We start from the raw sequence: 17767 nt of genomic DNA on the forward strand, positions 1-17767 counted from the left end.
GCATGATGCCTGGGGTTAGTCAGTGTCGACCAAGGTCGTGTGGGATCTAATGTCGCAGTGGGCGTTCAGCGCGGTGGCAGGGTTTTCTGGCGCAGGATGTAGATTGTCACCAGTACGGCGCTGGTCAGCATGAAGCCACGTGCCCATGGCAACGGCACCAGGTAGCAGGAAAAACCGATACTCAGCCACATCAGGCCGATGGCGTAGACCTTGCCCTTGAGCGGGATGCCGTTGCCGTCCAGGTAGTCACGAATCCAGGGGCCCAGGCGCGGGTGTTCCACCAGCCACTGGTAGAAGCGCGGGGAGCTGCGAGCGAAGCAGGCGGCGGCGAGCAGGAGGAAGGGGGTGGTCGGCAATACCGGCAGGAAAATACCGATCACTCCCAACGCTACGCTCAGCCAGCCGATGGCCAGCAGCACGTAGCGCAGGAGCAGCGAGCGATTGCCCATGGGTGTCACGGGCAAGCGACTCAGTGGTGGCGTGGCTTGAGGATCGCCGGTTTTTCGTCAGGGGCGTTGCACAGCAGGTACAGGGCGGTCAGGGCTTCCGGGATCTGTACGATCATGTCGTCCATCAGGTTGGCGTCGGCGGCGATGTCGGAAAATTCAGCTTCTTCCTCGAACAGCCCCGAACCGACCATGATCGGCAAGAGCATTTCACTGACTTCTTCCTCGGCGGTTTCGAACCAGGCGGCTTCACGCAGGAACACACCTTCCATGAAACCGATGCACCAGCCGCGCAGGTCGGAGTCGTCCGGCTCCTCGCCCAGGTCCAGCTCGCACGGCAACTCGAACTCTTCATCGGAGGCCAGTTGGCGAGAGATGTGGGCCTTGAGGGCCAGCAGGGTGGATTCGATTTCTTCGCGCTGGGCGGCGTCGGCGTAGTGGGGCTCTTCGGCGAACAGTGCGTCGATCCATTCACGGTCGGGAACGACCTCGGAGCAGATCGACAGGGCGGTCAGGTAGCCGTGGGCGGCCACGTAGTCCAGCGCCTCGTCATGCAGCTCATCGGCGTCGAGGAAGGCTTGCAGGCGGGTTAGTTGCTCAGCGAAGGACATTGAAGGACTACCTTGGGAATAAACGATGCTGAATTCTAGGCTTTCTTGCGCGCCCAAGCCAGTCGGCATGCATATTTGCCAGGTTTTAGAGACGGGCTGCAATTCGTCAGCGGCACCCTTTGCCGGATGACGCTCGGGTATACTGCCGCGTTTTGTGATGCCCTTGCAGGCCAAGCGCCAGGTCGAGAAAACTTCGCTTACGGATTATTTTCCGTGAGCCCGCATTTTTTCGACCAGCCTGTACAGAGGGATTTCGGCACTATTTTGTTGGAGTTATACATGCTCGATCAGGCTCAACGCGTCCTCAAGGACATCTTCGGCTACGACAGTTTTCGTGGCCGCCAGGGTGCGATCATTGAGCGCGTGGCCAAGGGCGGTGATGCCCTGGTCCTGATGCCTACCGGTGGTGGCAAGTCGTTGTGCTTCCAGGTGCCGGCGTTGTTGCGCAACGGGCTGGCAGTGGTGGTGTCGCCCCTGATCGCGTTGATGGACGACCAGGTTGCGACCCTGGAAGAACTCGGCGTTGCCGCCGCCGCCTTGAACTCCACCCTCAGTGCCGAGCAGCAACGCGACCTGGCCGCGCGGATCAAGCGCGATGAAGTGAAGATGCTTTACCTGGCACCTGAGCGCCTGGTGCAGCCGCGCATGCTGGCGTTTTTGCAGAGCCTGGAAATTGCCCTGTTCGCCATCGACGAAGCCCACTGCGTATCGCAATGGGGGCATGATTTCCGCCGCGAATATTTGCAGCTCGGTCAACTGGCGGAGCTGTTCCCGGACGTTCCGCGTATCGCCCTGACCGCCACGGCCGACAAGCGCACCCGTGAAGAAATCGTCGAGCGTCTGCACCTGCAGAACGCCGAGCGGTTCCTGTCGAGCTTCGACCGGCCGAATATTTTCTACCGCATCGTGCCCAAGGAGCAGCCGCGCAAGCAGTTGCTGGCGTTTCTCTCCGAGCGGCGCAGCGATGCAGGCATTGTCTATTGCCTGTCGCGCAAGAAGGTCGATGAAGTGGCCGCGTTCCTCTGCGAACAGGGTTACCCGGCGCTGCCGTACCACGCCGGCCTGCCCAACGAAACGCGCGCTGCCCACCAGAAGCGCTTCCTCAACGAGGAAGGCCTGATCATGGTGGCCACCATCGCGTTCGGCATGGGCATCGACAAATCCAACGTGCGCTTCGTCGCCCATATGGACCTGCCCAAGTCCCTCGAGGCCTATTACCAGGAGACCGGGCGTGCCGGCCGTGATGGCCTGCCGGCGGATGCCTGGATGGTCTACGGCCTGCAGGATGTGGTGATGCTCAAGCAGATGCTGCAGAACTCCGAAGGCGATGAGCGCCACAAGCGCCTGGAGCAGCACAAGCTCGACGCGATGCTCTCGTTGTGTGAAGAGACCCGCTGCCGCCGCCAGACCTTGCTGGCCTACTTCGACGAGGACATGCCGCAACCGTGCGGTCACTGCGATAACTGCATCGATGGGGTGCAGACCTGGGACGCCACCGAGCCCGCGCGCCAGGCACTGTCGACGATCTACCGCACCGGCCAGCGTTATGGCGTCGGTCATCTGGTGGATGTATTGCTGGGCAAGGACAACGAAAAAGTGCGCAGCTTCGGCCATGAGAAACTCTCGGTCTACGGCGTCGGCAAGGCCCGTGCCGAAGGCGAGTGGCGTTCGCTGTTCCGGCAGATGGTCGCGCGTGGCCTGGTGGACATCGATATCGAAGGGTACGGCGGCCTGCGCCTGAACGACAGCTGCCGGCCGCTGCTCAAGGGCGAGGTGAGCCTGGAGCTGCGCCGCGACCTCAAGCCGCAAACCACCGCCAAGACCAGCACCAGCCAGGCCAGCCAGCTTGTACGGGGCGAGGAGCGCGAACAGTGGGAAGCCCTGCGTACCCTGCGACGCAAACTGGCCCAGGAACACAGCGTGCCGCCGTACGTTATTTTCCCCGACTCCACCTTGCTGGAAATGCTGCGCGAGCAGCCCACCACCATGGCCGAAATGGCGCGGGTCAGCGGCGTCGGTGCGCGCAAGCTGGAGCGCTACGGCCAGGCGTTCCTCGAAGTGCTCGGTGGCCAGGCCGAAGCGCCGAAGGAAATCGCCGATATTCGCCATGAGCTGATCAGCCTGGCCCGCGCCGGCATGACCCCGATCCAGATCGCCGGCCAGCTGCAATGCACGGAGAAAAACGTCTATACCTTGCTGGCCGAAGCCATCGGCAAGCAGCAGTTGTCATTGGAGCAGGCCCTTGATTTGCCGGAAGATTTGCTCGGCGAAATCCAGGATGCATTCCTGGACGGAGAAGGCGAATTGCCACCGGTTGCGGAGATTGCACCGCTGTTTACCGGGCGTGTTCCTGAAGGGGTTTTGTACTGCGTGCGGGCCGCTTTGCAGTCTGAATTCGAAATTTAGTGTGCCAATTACGACAATGTAACGAATCAGTACATAGCAACTCTTGCCTAGTGACATGGCTCATGCTTAGCTGACTAATAATTAGCCATACTTTATTTTCAGTCTAAACCATGAGTTTTTTATGCCGTTAACCGATCAACACCGTTTTGGCATGCAGCTGGCGCAAATGTCCCGAGGTTGGCGCGCCGAGCTCGACCGCCGTTTGGCCGGGTTGGGCCTGTCCCAGGCGCGCTGGCTGGTGCTGCTGCACCTGGCCCGTTTTGAAGAGGCCCCCACCCAGCGTGAGTTGGCGCAAAGCGTCGGCGTAGAAGGGCCGACCCTGGCCCGGTTGCTCGACAGCCTCGAAGGCCAGGGCCTGGTGCAACGCCAGGCCGTGGTGGAGGACCGTCGCGCCAAGCGCATCCTGCTGTGTGACACCGCCAAGCCGTTGATCGAGCAGATCGAGACGATCGCCACGGCGTTGCGTCACGAGCTGTTTGTGGGCATTGACGAAGAAGATATGCGTGTCTGCATGCGGGTGCATGGGCACATCCTGGCAAACCTGGAAAAATCCTGATCCGAGCCCTGTAGCAAGGGTTAGAAGGTTTGCCCGAGGTTCAGGTATACCGCCTTCTGATTATCATCGTTGAACCCATAGCTGAAATTCAGCGGCCCCAGCGGCGTATCAAACCCGAGAAAAATACTCGCGGCGTTGATATAGCCGCTGTCGAACTCATTGTCGTTGTTCCACGCCCGGCCGCGTTCCAGGGACGCGCCCAGGTACAGCGGGAAATCCAGCGGCAGATAGGAGCGCGGTGTCAGCCGGCGGTAGTACACCGCGCGCATCAAGCTGATGTTCTGCCCGGAAATCGCATCCTGGCGGAAGCCCGATAACTGCCGCGCACCGCCCAGCAGGAAGCTGGAAATCACCACGTCCGAATCATCCAGGGTGCGCCCGTAGCGCCCGCCCAGCACCAGCGTGTCCGGACCGTGGCTCATGGCCTTGTCCAGCTTGAACTCCCATTGTCGATAGCGCTGGTCCGAGCCCAGCCCCGGTTCGAATTCGCGAAACGCCAGGCCAATGTCCTCGCCGCTGTGGGGGAAGTACACGTTATCCAGGGAGTCGAAGGAATACTTCAGTTCATAGAAGCCTTCGCTGAAGCTCACACTTGGCAGGTCGCGGTCGCCGATGCGCACATCCGCCTTGCCCCAGGCCTCGCCGACACCGAAGCGGATCTCGCCGCTGTTGCCGATCTGCCGCCCCACGTTGAGGCCGAAACCGTAGCGTTCCAGGCGGTATTCGGAGATGGGGTCGTTGTCCAGGATCAGCTCGACGTTCTGTGCCTGGGCGCTGATATACGGCGCGACAAAGTAGCGCGAACCGGTATCCATCGGCTGGTAGAACTCGCTGTAAAGCTCCTGCCGATCACCGATCTGCACCCGCGTCAGCCACTCGGCGCCCAGGCGATTGATGCCGTTCATGCGGTAGCTGGCGCCGAGGTTGAAGGCGCTGTCGCCGCGCATATCGTCCGACAGGTTCAGGCCCAGGCGCAGGTAGTCGGTGCCGCTGCGTTTGCCGCGCGCGCTGATCACCAGGGTGTTGTCCTGGCCCTTTTTCACCACGCGGTATTGCACCTGCTCGAAGTAATCCAGGCCATACAGGGTGCCCATGTCGGTCTGCAGGCGGCCAAGTTCCAGCGGTTGGCCCAACGGTTGGCGGATGTAGTAGCGGATCACGTCGTCGCTGACCTTCGAGTCGTTCTCCACCTTGATCGCGGTGATCACCGGGGTGCGTTCGCCCGCGGTGCGCGCGGCCACCAGTTGCGGGTCGATCGGCTCGGCGGGGCGCAAATGGGCCAGGCGAACGTCAAGGGCGCGGGTGGCGCGGTAGCCGGCGTCGATCATGTCCTTGGCGCGGCCGAAATCCGTCACGCCATAGGCGGCCAGGGGCGGCTGGATCAGGACGTCCCTGGGCTGCAGGGCCTTGAGTTGTTCTTCGGAGTTGCGCCGGGTCATCAGGGTGATGGACTGGTTGAGCACGTCCACCACCGTTGCCAGTTGCTTGCGTGAACGCAGCGGGGTGCCGATGTCGACCACGATGGCGATGTCCACGCCCATCTCACGCGCCACATCCAGTGGGATGTTATCGGTCATGCCGCCATCCACCAGCAGGCGGCCATCCAGCTCCACCGGCGCGAACACGGCCGGGATCGACATGCTGGCGCGGATCACCTGGGGCAGGTGGCCCTTGCTGAATACCACTTTCTCGCCGGTGGTGATGTCGGTGGCCACGGCGCGAAAGGGGATCGGCAGCTTGTCGAAATTACGCGTGTTGCTGGTATGGGCGAACATGCTTTCCAGCAACAGCGCCAGGTTCTGGCCCTGGATCACGCCAAGGGGCAGGCCGAGGCTGCCGTCATCGCGGAAGCTGAGTTTCTGCTTGACCAGGAAATCCCGGTCATCCTGCTTGCGTCGAAACGGCACGTCTTCCCGTGGCGGTGCGTCGGACAGCGCCTGTTGCCAGTCGATGCCCAGGGCCAGTTTTTCCAGCTCATCGATCTTGTAGCCCGACGCATACAGCCCGCCAATCACCGCGCCCATGCTGGTGCCGGCAATCGCGTCGATATGAATACCCTGTTCCTCCAGGGCCTTGAGCACGCCGATATGGGCCAGGCCTCGGGCGGCACCGCCGGACAGCACCAGGCCGATTTTGGGGCGGGGCGTCTCAACGGCGTCGGCAAGAAGCGGGAGCAGGCACAGGAACAGGCAGGACAACAGGCGGCGCATCATGAATCTCGAGGCTGGGCGATAAAGGCCGGTATTATAGCCATCCGATCCACCGAGCCCGTTACGCCAGGAGCCTCTCAAATTATGTCGTTGAGCAAACCCGAGATTGTCATCACCTATTGCACCCAGTGCCAGTGGCTGCTGCGCGCCGCGTGGCTGGCGCAGGAGTTGTTGAGTACGTTTGCCGATGACCTCGGCCGGGTGGCGCTGGAGCCGGCCACCGGCGGTGCGTTTCGGATCACCTGCGACGGTGTGCAGATCTGGGAGCGCAAGGCGGATGGTGGCTTCCCTGAAGCCAAGGTGCTCAAGCAACGGGTGCGCGACCAGATCGACCCACACCGCGACCTGGGCCACAACGACCGTACGCAATGAAGGTCACCGCTACATCAGGGCGGTGACCCCTCAGTGCGCCGCTATTTGGCGGCCATCTTGCTTTTGATGAAGCCCACGACCCAGGTCAGCACCAGGCCGCCCACGCCGCCGCCGACGATATTGCTGCCGACTGCTGCCACATCCAGCGCCTCGCCGCCCGATGTGCCGGTCAGCGCGGCTACGACCTGGCCCAGCACGAGCCCGCCGACACCCCCCAGCATGGTATTGAGCCCGGTGCCCAGGCTTTGTTTGGTCATGCCGGCCAAATTGCCACCGACGGCACCGCTGATGATCTGAACCAACAAGCTGATGAACATTTCCATGATGAAACCCCTGCATCGCGTTGATGGAGTGACCACTCGCGTGCAGCAACTGCAGAAAACACCATGGCTGTCGTCGAGGAGTCTGTATCCGTTGAACGACGGCTGACTGTTGCGGATGTTTAAAGTATAGATCAGGCCGTTGCAGCGGGCTGCTTGGCCTGGCTGGCGCTGCCCATCAGCCCGGAAAGCACGATGGCGACGATGATCAACGCGCCGCCCAGCAACATGCGCAGGGTCGGGGTTTCGGCAAACAGCAGCCAGGCTACCGTGATGCCATAGACCGGCTCCATGGCGAACACCACCGAGGCGGTGCGTGCCTTGATCACCGCGAGGCTGGCGACAAACAGGCTGTGGGCCAGGCCGGTGCAGAACACCCCAAGCAGGCCGATCCACAACCAGTCCAGCGCGCGAACGTCCGCCAGCCCCGGCGCGGCCACGGGCAGCAGGCACACCGCGACCACCACGTTCTGGCACAGCGCTGCCTGCACGGCGGGAATCCGTCCGGAGCTGGCGCGGTTGTTCAGCGACAACAATGAGAACAGCAAGCCCGAGACAATTCCCCAAAGCAGGCCGCCCGTGGCTTCGCTGGCGAGATTGAAGTCCGGCGTCACCAGCACCAGGCCAACGGTGACCAGGGCCACCAGCACGATCTCATTGGCGCGAATACGCTCGCGGAAGATCAGCCCTTCGAGGATCACGGTAAACGCCGGGAATGCGGTGAACCCCAGCGTGGCGACGGCCACGCCGGCGACCTTGACGGCAATGAAGAACGTCACCCAATGCGCCGCCAGCAACACGCCGCTGACCAGCAGGCGACGCCAGTCCTGCGGCGCCAGGGTTTTCCAGGGGGCGTTGCTGGCGAAGCGCGCAAACACTGCCAGGGCAATCACGGCAAATGCGGCACGACCGAAGACGATGATGGCCGGGGAGGCGGCCGCCAGCTTGCCGAATACGCCGGTGAGGCCAAACATCAATGCGCCGATATGCAAGGCGCCGAGGGCTGAGCGGGGAGTCATTGCGATCCTTGAACCAACGGGAGTGACAGGTTCGCAGTCTAGAGGGTGCAGGTGTGTGCGTCTGTCGTGGGACTCGCGATTTTTAGCGCAAGGCTCGCCCTATGGGGCGCGCCGCAACGCGCCGGGAGAGGCGCCGAATTCACGCAGCATAGCGGCGGCAAAGGCACTTTGTGAGGTGTAGCCCACCCGCTCGGCGATTTCACCGATGGGCAGCGGCGTCTCGCGCAGCAGGTTCAGGGCCAGTTGCAGGCGCCGGCTGCGGATGTAATCCATGGGCGTCTGCCCGCATTCGGCGATGAAGCGCGCATGCAGGCGCGCCACCGATAGGCCGGCGATACGCGCCAGGTCGGCGACCTGCAACGGATGGGCGACGTGTCGCTCGATATGCGCATTGAATGCCGCATACGGCAGGCGGCGGCCCGGCACCTGCGGGGCCTGCGGATGATTGAGGCTGGCCAGCAACAGCACCGCACCCTGCTGGACGATCAGTGGATCATCCACGGGGCCGTGCGCCAGCCATTGCACCAGTTGGTGCTGCCGGGGATCCAGGGCCAGGCGTGCCGGTTGATCGAGCAGGCGGCGGCTGGCGTCTGCGTGTTCGCCCAGGGATTGCAGGAGCCAATGCTCCGTGGGCACATCCAGCACCAGGCAACGGCTGCCATCGCGACTGCCACAGGCGTGGTGGGCGGAGAAGGGCAGCACCATCACGCTGCTTTCGCGCACCTGGCTGCCACGGCCGTCGACTTCCAGGTCCAGGTGGCCGGACAGGCCGAACACCAACTGTGCATGGTCATGGCTGTGGGCGATGGGCGCTTCGAGGTAGTGGCGTAGCGTGAGCGACGGTCTCATCGCGGTCTCCTGGGCGGCAGGGCGCCAGTCTACAACGCTTCGCGGCCGGCGGGCGCTGTCATCGGACTGACGCACGACTGTCATGGGCTATTAATCGCCAGGGCGCAAGCTCGCGAAAACAGCGTCGAGGGATGCCCATGACCAGTGCCGAGTTCACCAAGCCCAGCCGCAAGCAGCGGGTTCGTACCCTGTGGATTTCCGACGTGCACCTGGGCACCCGGGATTGCCAGGCCGAACACCTGTCGCAGTTCCTCAAGGGCTACCACGCCGATAAGGTCTACCTGGTGGGCGATATCATCGACGGCTGGAAAATGCGCGGCGGCATGTATTGGCCCCAGGCCCACACCAACGTGATCCGTCGCCTGCTGACCATGGCCAAGCGCGGGACCGAGGTGATCTACGTGACCGGCAACCACGACGAGTTCCTGCGCCGCTACTCCAAGCTGATCCTGGGCAATATCCAGTTGGTGGATGAGGCGGTGCACGTGACGGCCGACGGTCGCCATCTGCTGGTGATCCACGGCGACCAGTTCGATGTGATCACCCGCTACCACCGTTGGCTGGCGTTCCTGGGCGACTCGGCCTACGAGTTCACCCTCACCTTGAACCGCTGGTTGAACCACTGGCGCGCCCGCTACGGCTATGGCTACTGGTCTTTGTCGGCGTACCTGAAACACAAGGTCAAAACCGCCGTGAGCTTTATCAGCGATTTTGAAGAAGCCATCGCCCACGAAGTGACCCGGCGCGAGTTGCATGGCGTGGTGTGCGGGCATATCCACCATGCGGAGATTCGCAAGGTGGGCGAGGTGGATTACCTCAACTGCGGGGATTGGGTGGAGTCGTGCACGGCGTTGATCGAGCACTGGGATGGGAGCATCGAGTTGTATCGCTTGGCGGATGCCCAGGCGAAAGAAGCGCTGCTGAAAGCCGAGATGGTCGCCAACTGAGGGGTGTGCTCGGTCAAAATGTGGGAGGGAGTAAGCCCCCTCCCACATTTTCAGTCCTGGTTTCGTCAGTGGGAGACGTCGGCGATGGCTTCGGCCAGAAGCGTCAGGCGTGTCGCATCGATCCCCGCCACGTTAGCCCGTCCCGAACTGACCATGTACACGCTGTGCTTTTCGCGCAGTTGCTTGACCTGCTCGGCACTCAAGCCGGTGTAGGAAAACATCCCGCGTTGCGCCCCGATGTGCGCAAACTGCTCCGCCAGACCATGGGGCGCCAACGCCTCCACCAGTCCGGAACGCAACTGCGCGATTCGCGCACGCATGGCTTCGACTTCCTCGCTCCACTGCTGTTTCAGCTCGGCATCCCCCAGGATGGTCGCGACCACTGCCGCACCATGGTCCGGCGGCGTCGACCACAGGTTGCGCGCGGTATTTGCCAACTGGCTGCGTACATCCTTCAGCTTCTCGGCGTCCGCCGCACACACGATCAGCGCGCCGACACGGTCGCGGTAGAGGCCGAAGTTCTTCGAGCACGAACTGGTGATCAATACTTCCGGCAGTTCAGCCGCCAACAAGCGCACCGCCCAGGCGTCCTGCTCCAGGCCGTCGCCAAAGCCCTGGTAGGCGAAGTCGATCAGCGGCAGCAACTGACGCTCACGCACGATGTGCAGCACCTGGCGCCAGTCATCCTGGGACAGGTCGAAGCCGGTCGGGTTATGGCAGCAGGCGTGCAGCAAGACCACGTCGCCCTTGGGCACGGTGGAGAGGGTTGCCAGCATCGCCACCACATCCAGGCGGTTGTCCGCGCCCACGTAGGGGTAATGGCTGACCTTGAGCCCGGCCTTGGCAAAGATGGTTTCGTGAATCGGCCAGGTCGGGTCGCTCAGCCACACGCCACGGCCGGGCAGGTTGTGGGCGATAAAGTCGGCGCTCAGGCGCAGGGCCCCGGTGCCGCCTGGGGTTTGAGTGGCGCCGGCACGGTGTTCGCGCAGCAGGGCGGAGTCGGCGCCCAGCACCAGTTCGCTGATCAGGCTGCCGAACGCTGCATCGCCGTGGCCGCCGATATAGGTCTTGGTGGCCTGGGTGTCGACCAGGCGCTGCTCGGCGCGCTTTACCGAAGCGGGAATCGGCGTCAGGCCCTGGTCGTCCTTATAGACGCCCACGCCAAGGTCGAACTTGTTCGGGTTGGCGTCCTGGGCATACAGGTCCATCAAGCCGAGGATCGGGTCGCCGGGTACCCGGCCTATGGCATCGAAATGCATTACTTGCGGCCCTCGGCGTCCTTGGCCACTTCGTCGGTGCGCGCGGCCATGATGAAGTCGTTGCGGTGCAGGCCCTTGATGGAGTGGCTCCACCAGGTCACGGTGACCTTGCCCCATTCGGTGAGCAGGCCTGGGTGATGGCCTTCGGCTTCGGAGATTTCACCCATGGCGTTGGTAAAGGCCAGGGCGAACTTGAAGTTCTTGAACAGGAAAACCTTTTCCAGCTGCATCACGCCATCGCGCACTTCGATGTTCCAGTCGGGGATCTGCTTGAGCAGCACCGGCAGTTCTTCATCGCTGACTTGCGGGGCATCGGCGCGGCAGGCTTCGCAGTGGGCTTGGTTCAAGGTGGTCATGTGATGGTGTCCTGAATTCGAGTGTTTAAAAACGGTCGTCAGTGGCGTCACCCTAAAGCAACGCGGTGCCGGGGAACAGACTCACCTGGCCTTAAAAGCCACGGTTCACGCGGCCTTGGGTTTTGGCGGGAATTTCGGCGCATGCAACCCAAGCTGCATGCCGCGCTCGACCATGCCCATGATGTCTTCCTGCGCCACTTCGAACAGGCGCTTGAGGTTGGGCAGCACGAAATACAGCGGTTGCAGGATGTCGATGCGATACGGCGTGCGCATCGCTTCCAGCGGGTCGAAGGCTTGATGTTCAGGCTGGTCGGACAGGCAGTAAACACTTTCCTTGGGCGACGACAAAATCCCGCCACCGTAGATACGCCGACCGTCGGGGGTGTCCACCAGGCCGAACTCGATGGTCATCCAGTACAGGCGCGCCAGGTATACCCGTTGCTCCTTGCTGGCCGCGAGGCCGAGCTTGCCGTAGGTGTGGGTGAACTCGGCGAACCAGGGGTTGGTCAGCAGCGGGCAATGGCCAAAGATCTCGTGGAAAATATCCGGCTCTTGCAGGTAGTCCAGTTCTTCGCGGGTACGAATAAAGGTCGCCACCGGAAACTGCTTGTTGGAGAGCAATTCGAAGAAGGTCTGGAAGGGGATCAGCGCCGGCACGCGGGCGACTTGCCAGCCGGTGGTCGAGGCCAGCACCTGGTTGATTTCACCCAGTTGCGGGATGCGATCCAGGGGCAGGCCGAGCTTGTCGATGCCGTCCAGGTATTCCTGGCACGCGCGGCCCTCGATCACTTTCAATTGGCGGGTGATCAGGGTGTTCCACACCGCGTGCTCTTCCGCCGGGTAGTGGATAAAACCTTGCGCATCGGGCTCGCGGGCCACGTAGTGCGTCTGCTTCATACGGCTCTCCTGCTAGGCATTCGTTCTTGTTATGTCCTGGGATGAGCCTATTGATACGCCGTGCGGGGCAAGATTCCATCGGCTTCAGCATCGGCTGTGTAGGAAAAATTACTGGTTTTCGTAAAGTATTCGTTACGGAAGCGCGACTGGTTGGCGTATTGGGCTGGGAAAAGCCCCCAGGCTGTCACATAATCTTGACGACTATCTGCGCCCAGCGACAAAAAGACGCGGCGCCTACCCACTTTTCGAGCCTTTTCATGCGTATCAAAGTGCACTGCCAGAACCGCATCGGCATCCTGCGGGACATCCTCAACCTGTTGGTGGAGTACGGCGTCAACGTCGCCAAGGGTGAGGTGGGCGGCGAGCATGGCAACGCCATTTACCTGTTCTGCCCGAACCTGGTGAACATGCAATTCCAGGCGCTGCGCCCGCAGTTCGAGGCGATTGCCGGGGTGTTTGGCGTCAAAAGGGTAGGGCTGATGCCCAGTGAGCGTCGGCATATGGAGCTCAATGCGCTGCTCGGTGCCCTGGAGTTTCCGGTGCTGTCCATCGACATGGGCGGCTCCATCGTCGCCGCCAACCGTGCGGCCGCGCAGTTGCTCGGGGTGCGGGTGGACGAGGTGCCGGGTATTCCGCTGTCACGCTACGCCGAGGATTTCGACTTGCCGGAACTGGTACGCGCGAGTAAATCGCGGATCAATGGCCTGCGGGTCAAGGTCAAGGGTGACGTGTTCCTGGCGGATATCGCACCGCTGCAATCCTCCGAACATGACGACAGCGAAGCCATGGCCGGTGCCGTGTTGACCCTGCACCGTGCCGACCGCGTGGGCGAGCGTATCTACAATGTGCGCAAACAGGAGCTGCGCGGTTTCGACAGTATTTTCCAAAGCTCCAAGGTCATGGCCGCCGTGGTGCGTGAAGCCCGGCGCATGGCGCCGTTGGATGCGCCTCTATTAATAGAAGGCGAAACCGGCACCGGCAAAGAGTTGTTGGCGCGCGCGTGCCACCTGGCCAGCCCGCGCGGGCAATCGCCGTTGATGGCGCTGAACTGCGCCGGGTTGCCCGAGTCGATGGCCGAGACCGAATTGTTCGGCTACGGCCCCGGCGCGTTTGAAGGCGCGCGGGCCGAGGGCAAGCTCGGGCTGCTGGAGCTGACGGCTGGCGGTACGTTATTTCTCGATGGCGTTGGGGAAATGAGCGCGCGCTTGCAGGTGAAATTGCTGCGCTTCCTGCAGGACGGCTGTTTTCGGCGCGTGGGCAGTGACGAAGAGGTGTACCTGGATGTACGGGTGATCTGCGCCACCCAGGTGGACCTCTCCGAACTCTGCGCCCGTGGCGAATTCCGCCAGGACCTCTATCACCGCCTCAACGTGCTGTCCTTGCATATCCCGCCCCTGCGCGAATGCCTCGACGGCCTTGCGCCCCTGGTCGAGCACTTTCTCGACCAGGCCAGCCGGCAGATCGGCTGCCCGTTGCCCAGGCTGGCGCCTGCCGCCATGGACAAGCTCAGCCACTACCACTGGCCGGGGAATGTGCGGCAGCTGGAAAACGTGCTGTTCCAGGCGGTGTCGCTGTGTGACGGCGGGACGGTCAAGGTCGAACACATCCGCCTGCCGGACTACGGCGTGCGCCAACCCCTTGGCGACTTTTCCCTGGAGGGCGGTTTGGAGGCGATCGTCGGGCGCTTCGAGAAGGCGGTGCTGGAGAGCCTGTATGCCGAGCATCCCAGCAGCCGGCAGTTGGGGAAACGCCTGGGGGTGTCGCACACCACCATCGCCAATAAGTTGCGCGATTACGAAATCCTCAAGGCGGACAAATAACCAACTGCGCCCCCCGCATTGGTTCTCTGTCACCCGTAAGACGGGTACTTGCCGTAAGCGGCATAAGTCCGCCGTTTTTTCGACTATCTCCAGTCCTTCAAATCCTGCTGCCTGCCCGAAAACCCCAGCCCGCCTGGACTTTCCCCTGTTTTTAAAAGTTGGTTCGCAAATTGCTTAAGCCTCATCAGTACAGCGGTGGGCGGCAAGCCTGCGTCAGAAAGAGGAAAGAGCGTGGACAAGTACCTTTATGTGGCAATGACCGGCGCCAGCCAGAATGCACTGGCGCAGAAGGCCCATGCCAACAACTTGGCGAACATTTCCACCAACGGTTTCCAACGCGACCTGGAACAGGCGCGTTCGATGCCGGTGTTCGGTGACAGCTTTCCGGCGCGTGCGTTTGCCATGACCGAACGTCCCGCGACCGACTTCAGCCCTGGCGCCATGATCGAGACCGGTCGCGACCTGGATGTGGCGGTGAACGGCAATGGCTGGATGGCGGTGCAAACCCCCGATGGCGGTGAAGCCTACGTGCGCAGTGCCAGCATGAACGTCGATGCGCTGGGTGTGCTGCGCGCCGGCAACGGCATGCCGATCATGGGCAACGGTGGCCCGATCGCCGTACCGCCGCAGCAGAAAGTCGAGGTGGGCGCCGACGGCACCATCAGCATCCGCGCCATGGGCGAAGGCCCGCGGGTGATGGCTGAAGTGGACCGCATCAAGCTGGTCCAGCCCGATCTCAAGAATATGAATAAAGGCCTGGATGGCACCATCCATACCAAGGATGGCCAGCCGGCCGTCGCCGATGCGAACGTCACGCTGACCTCGGGTTTCCTGCAGGCGAGCAACGTCAACGCGGTTGAAGAAATGACCGCGGTCCTGGCGCTTTCCAAGCAGTTCGAGTTGCACATCAAGATGATGAACAGCGCCAAGGAAGACGACCAGGCCATGACTCGCGTAATGGCGATGAGCTGATAGCCCCGTTATTGACCGACTACCAATTTTTGCAGCGCAGCGCCAACAAACAGGCGCACGAAGGAGAACAGCATGCTTCCGGCTCTATGGGTTGCCAAAACAGGCCTGTCCGCCCAGGACACCAACCTGACCACCATTTCCAACAACTTGGCCAACGTGTCGACCACGGGTTTCAAACGTGACCGCGCGGAGTTCCAGGACTTGCTCTATCAGATCAAGCGCCAGCCAGGCGCCCAGTCGACCCAGGACAGCGAATTGCCGTCGGGCCTGCAACTGGGTACCGGTGTGAAGATCGTCGGCACCCAGAAGAACTTCAACGCCGGTAACCTGCAGCAGACCGGGCAGCCGCTGGACATGGCCATCAACGGCAAAGGGTTCTTCCAGATCCTGCAGCCGGATGGGACCACTTCCTACACCCGTGACGGTACCTTCCACCTGGACTCCAATGGCCAGATCGTGACGGCCAACGGTTTCGCCCTGGAACCGGCTATCGTCGTGCCGAACAACGCCCAGACCTTCACCGTCGGCAACGACGGCACCGTGTCGATCACCGTGGCCGGTAACCCGGCGTCGCAAGTGATCGGCAACCTGCAAACCGCCGACTTCATCAACCCGGCCGGCCTGCAGGCGATGGGTAACAACCTGTTCCTGGAAACCGCTTCCAGCGGCGCGCCGCAAATCGGCACCCCAGGCCTGAACGGTTTCGGCACCACGCTGCAAAGCACCCTGGAAACCTCCAACGTCAGCACCGTTGAAGAGATGGTCAACATGATCACCACTCAACGCGCCTACGAGATGAACTCCAAGGTGATTTCCACCGCCGACCAGATGCTTTCGTTCGTAACGCAGAATCTGTAATCAAGTCTATGGGGCGCTCCTGAGAGCGCCTGCAACACCGTGAGGTAAGGGTCATGAATCGCTATGTTTCCGTTCTGGCATTGAGTGGGATTGCCGTGCTCGCGGGCTGTGTCGCCCCGACGCCAAAACCCAATGACCCGTACTACGCGCCGGTGTTGCCGCGCACGCCGTTGCCGGCGGCGGCCAACAATGGCTCGATCTACCAGGCCGGTTTCGAACAGAACCTGTACAGCGACCGCAAGGCGTTCCGCGTGGGTGACATCATCACCATCACCCTGAACGAGAGAACGACGGCCAGCAAGAACGCCAACTCCCAGGTGGACAAGACCAGCACCAACAGCATTGGGCTGAGCTCGTTGTTTGGTGCCGTACCGAATACCAATAACCCGCTGGGCAGCGGCGACTTGAGCCTCAACGCAGGGTACAGCGGCAACCGTGCCACCAACGGCAAGAGCGCCGCAGGGCAGGGCAATAGCCTCACCGGCTCGATCACCGTGACCGTCGCGGATGTGTTGCCCAACGGCATCATCGCCGTACGCGGTGAAAAGTGGATGACCCTCAATACCGGTGATGAGTTGGTGCGTATTGCCGGGATGGTGCGGGCCGATGACATTGCGACTGACAACACTGTGCCCTCGACGCGCATTGCCGATGCACGCATTACCTACTCGGGTACGGGTTCGTTCGCTGATGCGAGTCAGCCGGGCTGGTTCGACCGTTTCTTCCTTAGCCCGCTGTTCCCTTTCTAGGTGGCCACTTTGAAACTCAAACAGCTGATGGCGGCGGCACTCCTGCTGAGTCTGAGCGCAGTCGCCCAGGCCGAACGCCTGAAAGACATCGCCAGCATCTCTGGCGTGCGTTCCAACCAGTTGATCGGCTACGGCCTAGTGGTGGGGCTCAACGGTACGGGCGACCAGACCACCCAGACCCCGTTCACCCTGCAGACCTTCAACAACATGCTGTCGCAGTTCGGCATCAAGGTGCCGGCGGGTTCGGGCAACGTGCAGTTGAAGAACGTCGCGGCGGTGTCGATCAGTGCCGACTTGCCGGCGTTTTCCAAGCCGGGCCAGGTGGTCGACATCACCGTGTCGTCCATCGGTAACTCCAAAAGCCTGCGGGGCGGCACCCTGCTGATGACCCCGCTGAAAGGTATCGACGGCAACGTCTACGCCATCGCCCAGGGCAACCTGGTGGTGGGCGGGTTTGATGCTGAAGGTCGCGACGGTTCGAAGATCACCGTCAACGTGCCGTCGGCCGGGCGTATCCCGGGTGGCGCTACGGTTGAACGTACGGTGCCGAGCGGTTTCAACCAGGGCAACAGCCTGACCTTGAACCTCAACCGTTCGGACTTCACCACCGCCAAGCGTGTAGTCGACAAGATCAACGACATGCTCGGCCCTGGCGTGGCCCAGGCCATCGACGGCGGCTCGATCCGCGTCACCGCGCCGCTGGACCCCAGCCAGCGCGTGGACTACCTGTCGATCCTGGAAAACCTGGAGGTCGATCCGGGCCAGGCGGTGGCCAAGGTCATCATCAATTCGCGTACCGGTACCATCGTGATCGGCCAGAACGTCAAGGTCTCGCCGGCGGCGGTGACCCACGGCAGCCTGACCGTGACCATCACCGAAGACCCGATCGTCAGCCAGCCTGGGCCGTTGTCCAATGGCCAGACGGCGGTGGTGCCACGCTCGCGAGTGAATGCCCAGCAAGAAGCCAAGCCAATGTTCAAGTTCGGCCCGGGCACGACCCTGGATGAGATTGTACGTGCGGTGAACCAGGTGGGCGCAGCGCCAGGCGACTTGATGGCGATCCTCGAAGCGTTGAAGCAGGCCGGCGCGTTGCAAGCCGACCTGATCGTGATTTAAGGCC

Annotated in this window: 18 protein-coding genes; 9 read left to right on the plus strand and 9 right to left on the minus strand. The window is 62.2% G+C overall.

Translation table 11 applies throughout. The features are described 5' to 3' along the window. Positions 1-65: 65 nt before the first annotated feature. Both C8K58_RS12185 and C8K58_RS12190 read right to left on the minus strand, forming a co-directional pair. Positions 66-449 carry a YbaN family protein gene (locus tag C8K58_RS12185; protein WP_027603821.1) on the minus strand — a complete coding sequence of 128 codons (384 nt, stop codon included), beginning with the start codon at positions 447-449 and terminating at the stop codon, positions 66-68. Between the two features lie 20 nt (positions 450-469). Next, the gene (locus tag C8K58_RS12190) at positions 470-1057 is read right to left on the minus strand and encodes a YecA family protein (RefSeq protein WP_027603822.1); all 588 of its coding nucleotides are present in this window, start codon (positions 1055-1057) and stop codon (positions 470-472) included. A 279-nt stretch (positions 1058-1336) separates the two neighbouring features. Here C8K58_RS12190 and recQ point away from each other — a divergent pair, with 279 nt between their 5' ends. Both recQ and C8K58_RS12200 read left to right on the plus strand, forming a co-directional pair. Further along, positions 1337-3463 carry a DNA helicase RecQ gene (gene recQ / locus C8K58_RS12195; RefSeq protein ID WP_108573764.1) on the plus strand — a complete coding sequence of 709 codons (2127 nt, stop codon included), beginning with the start codon at positions 1337-1339 and terminating at the stop codon, positions 3461-3463. Between the two features lie 121 nt (positions 3464-3584). Continuing rightward, positions 3585-4019: a MarR family transcriptional regulator gene (locus C8K58_RS12200; protein ID WP_027603824.1), complete on the plus strand. Its 435-nt coding sequence runs from the start codon at positions 3585-3587 to the stop codon at positions 4017-4019. 20 nt (positions 4020-4039) lie between these two features. Here C8K58_RS12200 and C8K58_RS12205 read toward each other — a convergent pair whose 3' ends face one another. Beyond that, complete coding sequence (locus C8K58_RS12205) at positions 4040-6229, minus strand: patatin-like phospholipase family protein (RefSeq protein WP_092355212.1); 2190 nt, start codon at positions 6227-6229, stop codon at positions 4040-4042. Positions 6230-6313: 84 nt separating this feature from the next. On the opposite strand from C8K58_RS12205, the gene C8K58_RS12210 reads away from it, so the two are divergent. Next, entirely contained in the window at positions 6314-6601 is a 288-nt protein-coding gene (locus tag C8K58_RS12210) for a SelT/SelW/SelH family protein (protein WP_092355209.1), read from the plus strand. A gap of 41 nt (positions 6602-6642) precedes the next feature. On the opposite strand, the gene C8K58_RS12215 is transcribed toward C8K58_RS12210, so the two are convergent. The 3 genes from C8K58_RS12215 to C8K58_RS12225 all read right to left on the minus strand — a co-directional run bounded on the left by C8K58_RS12215 (position 6643) and on the right by C8K58_RS12225 (position 8789). Beyond that, positions 6643-6924 (minus strand): hypothetical protein, encoded by a 282-nt coding sequence (locus C8K58_RS12215; RefSeq protein ID WP_027603827.1) that lies wholly within the window; start codon positions 6922-6924, stop codon positions 6643-6645. A gap of 131 nt (positions 6925-7055) precedes the next feature. Further along, positions 7056-7940: a DMT family transporter gene (locus C8K58_RS12220; RefSeq protein WP_027603828.1), complete on the minus strand. Its 885-nt coding sequence runs from the start codon at positions 7938-7940 to the stop codon at positions 7056-7058. Positions 7941-8039: 99 nt separating this feature from the next. Then, on the minus strand, positions 8040-8789 hold the full coding sequence (locus tag C8K58_RS12225) for an AraC family transcriptional regulator (RefSeq protein WP_027603829.1): 750 nt from the start codon (positions 8787-8789) through the stop codon (positions 8040-8042). A gap of 137 nt (positions 8790-8926) precedes the next feature. On the opposite strand from C8K58_RS12225, the gene C8K58_RS12230 reads away from it, so the two are divergent. Beyond that, complete coding sequence (locus tag C8K58_RS12230) at positions 8927-9736, plus strand: UDP-2,3-diacylglucosamine diphosphatase (RefSeq protein ID WP_108573765.1); 810 nt, start codon at positions 8927-8929, stop codon at positions 9734-9736. Positions 9737-9801: 65 nt separating this feature from the next. Here the strand turns inward: C8K58_RS12230 and C8K58_RS12235 are convergent, their stop codons facing one another. The 3 genes from C8K58_RS12235 to phhA all read right to left on the minus strand — a co-directional run bounded on the left by C8K58_RS12235 (position 9802) and on the right by phhA (position 12248). Beyond that, positions 9802-10995, minus strand: coding sequence for an amino acid aminotransferase (locus C8K58_RS12235; protein WP_108573766.1), 1194 nt, complete (start codon positions 10993-10995; stop codon positions 9802-9804). After that, a complete protein-coding gene (locus tag C8K58_RS12240; RefSeq protein ID WP_010208721.1) occupies positions 10995-11351 on the minus strand; it encodes a 4a-hydroxytetrahydrobiopterin dehydratase in 357 nt (118 codons plus the stop codon). The genes C8K58_RS12235 and C8K58_RS12240 overlap by 1 nt, the downstream gene beginning before the upstream one ends. Before the next feature lie 105 nt (positions 11352-11456). After that, positions 11457-12248, minus strand: a complete 792-nt coding sequence (phhA, locus tag C8K58_RS12245) for a phenylalanine 4-monooxygenase (protein ID WP_108573767.1) — start codon at positions 12246-12248, stop codon at positions 11457-11459. Between the two features lie 257 nt (positions 12249-12505). Here phhA and C8K58_RS12250 point away from each other — a divergent pair, with 257 nt between their 5' ends. From C8K58_RS12250 to C8K58_RS12270, 5 genes are all read left to right on the plus strand, one after another. Further along, positions 12506-14068 (plus strand): sigma-54-dependent transcriptional regulator, encoded by a 1563-nt coding sequence (locus tag C8K58_RS12250; RefSeq protein WP_065946832.1) that lies wholly within the window; start codon positions 12506-12508, stop codon positions 14066-14068. A gap of 231 nt (positions 14069-14299) precedes the next feature. Next, positions 14300-15040, plus strand: coding sequence for a flagellar basal body rod protein FlgF (locus C8K58_RS12255; RefSeq protein WP_065924946.1), 741 nt, complete (start codon positions 14300-14302; stop codon positions 15038-15040). A gap of 72 nt (positions 15041-15112) precedes the next feature. Continuing rightward, complete coding sequence (flgG, locus tag C8K58_RS12260) at positions 15113-15898, plus strand: flagellar basal-body rod protein FlgG (RefSeq protein ID WP_027603835.1); 786 nt, start codon at positions 15113-15115, stop codon at positions 15896-15898. A 53-nt stretch (positions 15899-15951) separates the two neighbouring features. Then, positions 15952-16647, plus strand: coding sequence for a flagellar basal body L-ring protein FlgH (gene flgH, locus C8K58_RS12265; RefSeq protein WP_027603836.1), 696 nt, complete (start codon positions 15952-15954; stop codon positions 16645-16647). Positions 16648-16674: 27 nt separating this feature from the next. Beyond that, positions 16675-17763, plus strand: coding sequence for a flagellar basal body P-ring protein FlgI (locus C8K58_RS12270; RefSeq protein ID WP_033901075.1), 1089 nt, complete (start codon positions 16675-16677; stop codon positions 17761-17763). The last annotated feature ends 4 nt before the right edge of the window (positions 17764-17767 follow it).

Source organism: Pseudomonas sp. GV047 (assembly GCF_003058245.1).
Lineage (GTDB): Bacteria > Pseudomonadota > Gammaproteobacteria > Pseudomonadales > Pseudomonadaceae > Aquipseudomonas > Aquipseudomonas marginalis.